The organism is Tardiphaga sp., from assembly GCF_044336785.1.
In the GTDB taxonomy this organism is placed as follows: domain Bacteria; phylum Pseudomonadota; class Alphaproteobacteria; order Rhizobiales; family Xanthobacteraceae; genus Tardiphaga.
Genome location: NZ_JBIIOT010000066.1, coordinates 21,644 through 29,176 on the forward strand (window position 1 = coordinate 21,644; position 7,533 = coordinate 29,176).

At 61.7% G+C, this 7,533-nt stretch carries 8 protein-coding genes and 1 riboswitch; of the genes, 4 read left to right on the forward strand and 4 right to left on the reverse strand.

Annotated elements, in window-relative coordinates; translation table 11 throughout:
* Nucleotides 1-119: 119 nt before the first annotated feature.
* Nucleotides 120-791 (reverse strand): TetR/AcrR family transcriptional regulator, encoded by a 672-nt coding sequence (locus ACIQ2A_RS17990; RefSeq protein WP_398481713.1) that lies wholly within the window; start codon nt 789-791, stop codon nt 120-122.
* Nucleotides 792-1,024: 233 nt separating this feature from the next.
* Between ACIQ2A_RS17990 and ACIQ2A_RS17995 the strand changes: the two genes are divergently transcribed.
* From ACIQ2A_RS17995 to ACIQ2A_RS18005, 3 genes are all read left to right on the forward strand, one after another.
* Entirely contained in the window at nt 1,025-1,567 is a 543-nt protein-coding gene (locus ACIQ2A_RS17995) for an OsmC family protein (RefSeq protein WP_398481715.1), read from the forward strand.
* A gap of 155 nt (nt 1,568-1,722) precedes the next feature.
* On the forward strand, nt 1,723-2,847 hold the full coding sequence (locus ACIQ2A_RS18000) for an acyl-CoA dehydrogenase family protein (RefSeq protein ID WP_398481718.1): 1,125 nt from the start codon (nt 1,723-1,725) through the stop codon (nt 2,845-2,847).
* Nucleotides 2,848-2,922: 75 nt separating this feature from the next.
* Nucleotides 2,923-3,801 carry a sulfurtransferase gene (locus ACIQ2A_RS18005; RefSeq protein WP_398481720.1) on the forward strand — a complete coding sequence of 293 codons (879 nt, stop codon included), beginning with the start codon at nt 2,923-2,925 and terminating at the stop codon, nt 3,799-3,801.
* 61 nt (nt 3,802-3,862) lie between these two features.
* Here the strand turns inward: ACIQ2A_RS18005 and ACIQ2A_RS18010 are convergent, their stop codons facing one another.
* Nucleotides 3,863-4,597: an SDR family NAD(P)-dependent oxidoreductase gene (locus tag ACIQ2A_RS18010; RefSeq protein WP_398481722.1), complete on the reverse strand. Its 735-nt coding sequence runs from the start codon at nt 4,595-4,597 to the stop codon at nt 3,863-3,865.
* Between the two features lie 134 nt (nt 4,598-4,731).
* Nucleotides 4,732-4,809: riboswitch (Fluoride riboswitch) on the forward strand.
* A gap of 26 nt (nt 4,810-4,835) precedes the next feature.
* Between ACIQ2A_RS18010 and ACIQ2A_RS18015 the strand changes: the two genes are divergently transcribed.
* On the forward strand, nt 4,836-5,444 hold the full coding sequence (locus ACIQ2A_RS18015) for a tyrosine-protein phosphatase (protein WP_398481724.1): 609 nt from the start codon (nt 4,836-4,838) through the stop codon (nt 5,442-5,444).
* A gap of 94 nt (nt 5,445-5,538) precedes the next feature.
* On the opposite strand, the gene sucD is transcribed toward ACIQ2A_RS18015, so the two are convergent.
* Nucleotides 5,539-6,426, reverse strand: coding sequence for a succinate--CoA ligase subunit alpha (gene sucD / locus ACIQ2A_RS18020; RefSeq protein WP_398481726.1), 888 nt, complete (start codon nt 6,424-6,426; stop codon nt 5,539-5,541).
* A 4-nt stretch (nt 6,427-6,430) separates the two neighbouring features.
* Nucleotides 6,431-7,533: ADP-forming succinate--CoA ligase subunit beta (sucC, locus tag ACIQ2A_RS18025; RefSeq protein ID WP_398481728.1), on the reverse strand; the 1,103-nt coding region annotated here is incomplete at its 5' end.

Genomic DNA, 7,533 nt, shown 5'->3' on the forward strand with positions numbered 1-7,533 from the left:
CCGAACCTTGTGCGGCGACCTTCTAACCTATCTAGATCGAAAGTGCGCCCTGAAAAACACGAAGAACTGAACATTTCGTCAACTCTTTGTGCGTTCTGATTTCGCTGACTAAACGCCAACTATTCGACGACACTAAGGTCTTCTTTCGCCAATGCGGCAGCGCCGCCCTGGAGAACGACCGTTCTCTTGCGCTTGGGTTTGGCGGGACCGCAGGCGCCGTCCAGCAGCGCCGTGGCGGCCTGGCCCGCAGCGTCGGCCACGCCGGGGTCGCGCGTGACCATGGCGGCGACAATGGCGCCGTCCATCAAGAGTCCGATCTGATGCGCCAGGGCATCCGGACGGGCCGCACCGGCTGCGCCGGCGAGATCGCCTATGTGCTTGAGAACAAACGTCTTGTGCTGGATCGTGAGATCCCGCAGCCGGGTCTCGTCCTTGGGGTGCTCGCCGACCGCATTGATGAAAACGCAGCCCGTATAGCTGTCCTCGCCGAACCATTTTTTCAGCGCCGGGAAGATCGCATCGAGCTTTTCGCGCGGGGTGACGGGCGTTTCGATGGCGCCGAGAAACCAGGCGCGCCAGCTCTTGCCCTCGGTCTCGAGCACGGCCTCGACCAGATCGCCCTTTGATTTGAAGATCTTGTAGAGCGTGGTCTTGGCCGTCCCAGCTTCCGCCACGATCGCGTCGATGCCGGTGGCATTGATGCCATTCTTGCAGAACAGCCGTGTCGCAGCGTCCATCAGCCGGTCGCGCGGCGTGGTTCTCTCGGCGTCCTGCGGCATTGGATCGGTCATTGCCGCGTCAATATGACATGCGCCCGCCCGACTGCAAGCGAGCGGCAGGAGATCTGACCAAGATTCGAGCGGTTGGCGGACGAATCGGCAGACATGCTCGTTCTCTGAGCGCGGGCGATTGGGCGTGGCATCAGTAACTCCTTGAAATCATTGAGGCGGCCTTCGGCGCGGGGTCTGGCACACATCGTGCAAGACTACAGACCGTTCTGTATCTTTCTCGAAGGGAGACGTCCATGACTGCTGTTGCCGCCAAAACCGCTTTGACCGGCTGCCTGGCACCGATCGACAAAGGCGGGCTCGAACAGCTGATCGCCAATGGCAAAGCCAATCCGAACGTCATCAAGACGCTCAAGTGCAAAACGGTCGCCGAAGGCAAATTCCGTCACGCCAACTACATCCGCAACCTGCCGCCTTACATCGTCGATGAGCCGCCGGCTTTGCTCGGAGACGACACAGCGCCCAATCCGTCCGAAGCCTCACTTGCCGCGCTCGGCTCCTGCATCGCGGTCGGCCTGCACGCCAATGCCGTGCATCGCGGCTGGACCGTCAACAAGCTCGAACTGCAGCTCGAAGGTGACCTCAACATCACCGCCGTCTGGGGCACTGGCGACATCAGCGAGAAGCCGGTCGGCTTCACCGATGTGCGTATCAAGGTGGACATGGAATGCGAAGGCATTCCGCAAGCCGAGATCGATGCGCTGATCGATCACGTGAAGAAGTGGTCGCCGGTCGCCAACACGTTTACGCGCCCGGTCAATCTCGAAGTCACGGCCTGATCTCTCAGCCGTCATTGCGAGCCCTGCAAAATTGGCTTCGCCAATTTTGCTTCGGCGAAGCAATCCAGCCTTTTTGGAAGCAAGCGCTGGATTGCTTCGTCGCTGACGCTCCTCGCAATGACGAGTTCGATGGCTTCCGTTGCGCGGAGATCGAGATGACTGCATCGGCTGCGTTGTTAAAGGAAATTGTCGTTGACGACACTGAGCCGCTTGTCGATCGCATCGGCGCCATCGCGCGGCGCGAGCTGACGCCGATCGCGCTGGAGATCGACGAAGGCACGATCTATCCCGATCAGGCGCTGCACAATCTCGGCGATGCCGGCGCCTGGTCCGCTCACGCTGATCTGCGCGACACGATCGCCGGCATCTCCGTCATCGGCGAGACCTGCGGCTCGACCGCTTTCATGGCGTGGTGCCAGAACACGCTGGTCTGGTACATCCTCAACTCCGACAATGCCGCGCTGAAAGCGAAATATCTGAGCGCGACAGCCAGCGGAAAAACGCTCGGCGGCACTGGTCTCTCCAATCCCATGAAGAGCTTTTTCGGCATCGAGAAGCTCAAGCTCAAAGGCAAGCGCGTTGACGGCGGCTATCTCGTCCGCGGCGCGCTGCCCTGGGTCTCCAATCTCGGCCCTGATCACCTGTTCGGCACGATCTTCGAAGTCGAGGACTCCGGCGAGAAGGTGATGTTCATCGCCGACTGCGCCGATGAGAATCTCTCGCTGACGCCCTGCAAGCCGTTCCTCGCGATGGACGGCACCGGCACCTATGCCGTGCAGTTCCGCGATGTTTTCATTCCCGATGAGCAGGTGCTCGCAGCACCCGCGATGCCTTTCGTGAAGAAGATCCGCGCCGGCTTCATTCTGATGCAGATGGGGATGGGGCTCGGCCTGGTCAGAGACTGCGTCGCCATCATGGACAGCGTCAAACCCTCGCTCGCCCATGTGAACTGCTTCCTGCCGCAGCAACCAGAGGATTTTGCAGGCCTGCTCGCGAAGATGGAAGCCGAGACCATGATGCTGGCCGCGACGCCCTATGAGACCAGCAACGATTACTGGCGCGCCGTCGTCGAACTGCGCTTGCGCGCGGGCGACGCTGCCGTCGCCGCCGCCCATGCCGCGATGCTGCATTGTGGCGCGCGCGGCTATCTCAAATCCCATCGCGCGCAGCGGCGCCTGCGCGAATCCTATTTCGTGGCGATCGTCACCCCCGCCACCAAACAGCTCCGGAAGATGCTCGCAGACAATGCGCGCGAACAGCAAGGAGACGGTGCCCATTGACCTGGGTCAGGGCGCAGCACGGCACGGCCGACTACCAACGGTTCAACAACGACGTTCAAAAAGTGGAGGCTTGAAATGGCAGATGTTCTCATTTCCGCAGACGACCTCGCGACGTTCATGAAGTCAGAACCTTGTGTCATCATCGACACGCGCAATCCCGACGCCTATGCCGCCGGTCACATCCCCGGCGCCGTCAATCTCCATGAGATCTTTACGTTTCTCGCGACGTCCACGCCCGAAGGCATGGACGAGCTGAAAAAGAAATTTGCCGAAGCCTTCGGTGGCGCAGGTCTCTCCGGCGCAGAGACCGCTGTGATCTATGAGCAGTCGATGAATTCCGGCTTCGGCCAGTCCTGTCGCGGCTATTTCCTGCTCGAATTCCTCGGCTATCCCAAGATCAAGGTGCTGCATGGCGGCTACGATGCCTGGACCATGAAGGGCCTGCCCACGACCACCGATGTGCCGATGCCGACGCCCGCGTCGTTCGCCATCAAGCCGGAAGCCGGCACGATCTTGATCGACGCCGCCACCATGCAGGCCGCGCTCGGCAATCCCTCCATCGCCATTCTCGACGTGCGCGATGTCGATGAATGGATCGGTGAAAGCTCCTCGCCCTATGGCAAGGATTTTTGCCCCCGCATGGGCCGCATTCCCGGCGCCGTCTGGATCGAGTGGTACCGCATGATGAAGCCGACGGCGGAAGGTCCGCGCTTCAAGTCGAAGAACGAGATCCTTGCCGAATGCGCGACGGTGGGCATCACCCCAGCGACGACAGTGTATCTCTACTGCTTCAAGGGGGCGCGCGCGTCGAACACGTTCCTGGCGCTGAAGAATGCCGGCGTCGCGGATGTGCGGATGTATTTCGGCTCGTGGAACGAATGGAGCCGCGACGTGAAATATCCGATCGAGGAAGGCTTGCCGATGGTCGGAGAGAAACAGGCCGTGGCGGCCTGATCCAAACCGTCATTCCGGGTCGCGCTCTTGCGCGAACCCGGAATCCCCTCGTGTTCTGCCGCTACAGGATCAGCCCGCCATCCACGATGATGCTCTGGCCGACGATGTAGGACGACAGCGGCGAGGCGAGAAACAAGGCAGCACCGGCCATGTCCGCCGGCGTACCCAGTCGCTTGATCGGGATTCGTTCGAGCGCGCCTTCCAGTCGCTTGGGATTGTTCGTCGTCACCTTGGTGAGCTTGGTATCGACCAGCCCCGGTGCGATGCCGTTGACGCGTATGCCATCCTCCGCCCAGGCCACACCCAGCGTGCGCACGAGCCCGACGGCGCCGGTCTTGGAGGCGTTGTAGGAGGGATTGCCCTTGGTGGCATGGAAGGCGGCCGTCGAGGAGACGATGATGACCGTGCCGCCGCTCGCCTTCAGCATCGGATGGAATTTGGCGCTGCAGGCCATCAGGCTCATCAGGTTCACTTCCATGACCTTGCGAAACCCGTCCATTTCGAATTCGGCGCGCTTGTAGAGCACGGTGCCCTGCGCCAGCACGAGGACGTCGAGCTTGCTGAACGCGGGTTTGATCGATTCGATGGCAGCAGAATTGCTCACGTCGAGCTTCGCATAATGCAGCCCGGTGAGGTCAGAGCCTTCTTCGTCTTTGTAGTCCTCTGCGTCCGCACGTGTGCCATAGACATGCACCTCCGCGCCTTTGGCGCGAAAACCATGCGCAATCCCGTTGCCGATCCCGCTCGATCCTCCGATCACGAGGACGGTCTTGCCGGTGAAATCCAGCTCGTTCATGGCGTTCTCCCTTATGCATTGCGAGACTAGGCCGCTCGCTTCAAGCAGTGGAGCCAGTGTGAAGTTCGCGGCAGCGTTGTCAATCGACGTGTCACCTCCACCGCATTGACTCGGCGATTGATCAGCAGCTAAGCAGGTGCATCGGCAATGGATTCTGCCGGGCCATCCTGGCCGAACCGCCTCCATGAGAGGCTGATGACTCCTACTCAACTCGCCCACGCGGCGAAGGAGTAGAGTCGTGCGCAGATCCAATCCGCTTTCCTATTCGTTGCATCTGGCTTTGCCGTGGCTGAAGCGCTTTGGCCAATTGGTTGCCATCGTTGCCATGCTCCTCGGTGGCTGGGCGGGCTATCTGCGAGTGACCGGCAATTTCCATCCCATCGAGAGCGGCGTGATCTATCGCTCCGGGCAACTGAGCGGCGATCAGTTCATCGATCGCATCCGTGCCCATGACATCCGCACCATCATCAACCTGCGCGGTAACAATGCGGGGCGCTCCTGGTATGACGATGAGGTCAAGGCGAGTGCCGCGACGGGTGTCACGCATATCGACTTTCCGATCTCGTCGGGGCGCGAACTGACTGATGGCCAGATCGCGCAGCTGACGGATCATCTGCGGAATGCGGTGCGGCCGATCCTCATTCATTGCGAAGCCGGCTCGGATCGCACGGGTCTGGCGGCAGCGCTGTACGAACTGGTGATCGCAGGGCGAAGCGCTGCGGAAGCGTCGCAGCAGCTCTCGTTCCGCTATGGGCACTTCCCATGGCTCGGCAGCTCCACCGTCGCCATGGACAAGACATTCGATCGCATCGTCGCGCGCCGTGGGGCATTCTCGCGATCAATGTGATCGGCTCCACGCAGCTCGGCATCGCGAGCCTGCGCCAAAACAAAAGGCCCGCTCTCGCGAGCGGGCCTTTCTCATTCAATCCAATGCTTGCGGCTTACTTGCCAGCGAGCACGTCCACCAACGTGGTGCCGAGGCGGGCCGGCGATGGCGAGACGCGGATGCCTGCGCTTTCCATCGCTGCGATCTTCGATTGGGCATCGCCCTTGCCGCCCGAGACGATGGCGCCGGCATGGCCCATGCGACGGCCGGGAGGTGCGGTGACGCCGCCGATGAAGCCGACCATCGGCTTCTTGCGGCCGCGCTTGGCTTCGTCCTTGATGAACTGCGCCGCGTCTTCTTCCGCCGAACCACCGATTTCACCGATCATGATGATCGACTCGGTCTTGTCGTCGGCCAGGAACAGCTCGAGGATGTCGATGAACTCGGTGCCCTTGACCGGATCGCCGCCGATGCCGACCGCCGAGGTCTGGCCGAGGCCGGCCTGGGTGGTCTGGAACACGGCTTCATAGGTCAGCGTGCCGGAGCGCGACAGGATGCCGACCTTGCCGGGCTTGAAGATGTTGGCCGGCATGATGCCGATCTTCGATTCACCGGCGGTGACGACGCCCGGGCAGTTCGGCCCGATCAGGCGCGACTTGGAGCCGATCAGCGAACGCTTCACGCGCACCATGTCGAGCACCGGAATGCCTTCGGTGATGCAGACGATCAGCGGGATTTCCGCATCGATGGCTTCGCAGATCGCGTCGGCTGCGCCCGGCGGCGGCACGTAGATGACCGAGGCGTCGGCGCCGGTCTTGTCGCGGGCTTCCGCCACGGTGTCGAACACGGGCAGGCCGATATGGGTCGAGCCGCCCTTGCCCGGCGAGGTGCCGCCGACGACCTTGGTCCCGTAGGCGATCGCCTGTTCGGAATGGAAGGTACCGTTCTTGCCGGTGAAGCCCTGGGTGATGACCTTGGTGTTCTTGTCGATCAAGACTGACATGAGCTTACTTTCCCTTCACCGCGTTGACGATCTTCTGGGCGGCGTCGTCGAGATCGTCGGCCGGCAGAACATTGAGGCCGGACTCGCGGATGATCTTCTTGCCTTCCTCGACATTGGTGCCTTCGAGGCGGACAACCAGTGGCACCTTGAGGCCGACGGCCTTTACCGCGCCGACAACGCCGGCGGCGATGACGTCGCACTTCATGATGCCGCCGAAGATGTTGACCAGGATGCCCTTCACGTTCGGGTCAGCGGTGATGATCTTGAACGCAGCGGTCACCTTCTCTTCCGAGGCGCCGCCACCGACGTCGAGGAAGTTGGCGGGGCTTTCGCCATAGAGCTTGATGATGTCGAGCGTGGCCATTGCGAGGCCGGCGCCGTTGACCATGCAGCCGATGGTGCCGTCGAGCGCGATGTAGGCGAGGTCATATTTCGATGCCTCGATTTCTTTCGCGTCTTCTTCGGTGGTGTCGCGCAGCGCGACGATATCCGGATGACGATAGAGCGAGTTCGAGTCGAACGACATTTTTGCGTCGAGGCACTTGAGCTGGCCCTGCTTGGAGATGATCAACGGATTGATCTCCAGCATGTCCATGTCCTTGGCGATGAACGCCGTGTAGAGCTGCTCGACCAGCTTGCCGGCCTGCTTGGCCAGGTCGCCGGTGAGGCCGAGGGCCTGCGCAACGGTGCGGCCGTGATGCGGCATCACGCCGGTCGCGGGATCAACCGAGAAGGTGATGATCTTCTCAGGGGTGTCGTGGGCGACGTCCTCGATGCTCATGCCGCCTTCGGTCGAGACGACGAATGCGACGCGCGAGGTTTCACGGTCGACGAGCAGCGAGAGGTAGAACTCCTTCTCGATGTCCGAACCGTCTTCGATATAGAGGCGGTTGACCTGCTTGCCGGCGTCGCCGGTCTGGATGGTCACGAGGGTCGCGCCAAGCATCTGCTTGGAGAATTCCTTGACCTCGTCGATCGACTTGGCGAGGCGAACGCCGCCCTTGTCGCCAGCCGAGGCTTCCTTGAACTTGCCCTTGCCGCGACCACCGGCATGGATCTGGCTCTTCACGACCCAGAGCGGACCGCCCAGTTCCTTCGCTGCGGCTT

Coding starts and splice junctions, on each gene's coding strand:
- ACIQ2A_RS18005 (WP_398481720.1), top strand. CDS start 2,923: ATGGCAGATGTTCTCATTTCCGCAGACGACCTCGCGACGTTCATGAAG.
- ACIQ2A_RS17995 (WP_398481715.1), top strand. CDS start 1,025: ATGACTGCTGTTGCCGCCAAAACCGCTTTGACCGGCTGCCTGGCACCG.
- sucD (WP_398481726.1), bottom strand. CDS start 6,426: ATGTCAGTCTTGATCGACAAGAACACCAAGGTCATCACCCAGGGCTTC.
- ACIQ2A_RS17990 (WP_398481713.1), bottom strand. CDS start 791: ATGACCGATCCAATGCCGCAGGACGCCGAGAGAACCACGCCGCGCGAC.
- ACIQ2A_RS18010 (WP_398481722.1), bottom strand. CDS start 4,597: ATGAACGAGCTGGATTTCACCGGCAAGACCGTCCTCGTGATCGGAGGA.
- ACIQ2A_RS18000 (WP_398481718.1), top strand. CDS start 1,723: ATGACTGCATCGGCTGCGTTGTTAAAGGAAATTGTCGTTGACGACACT.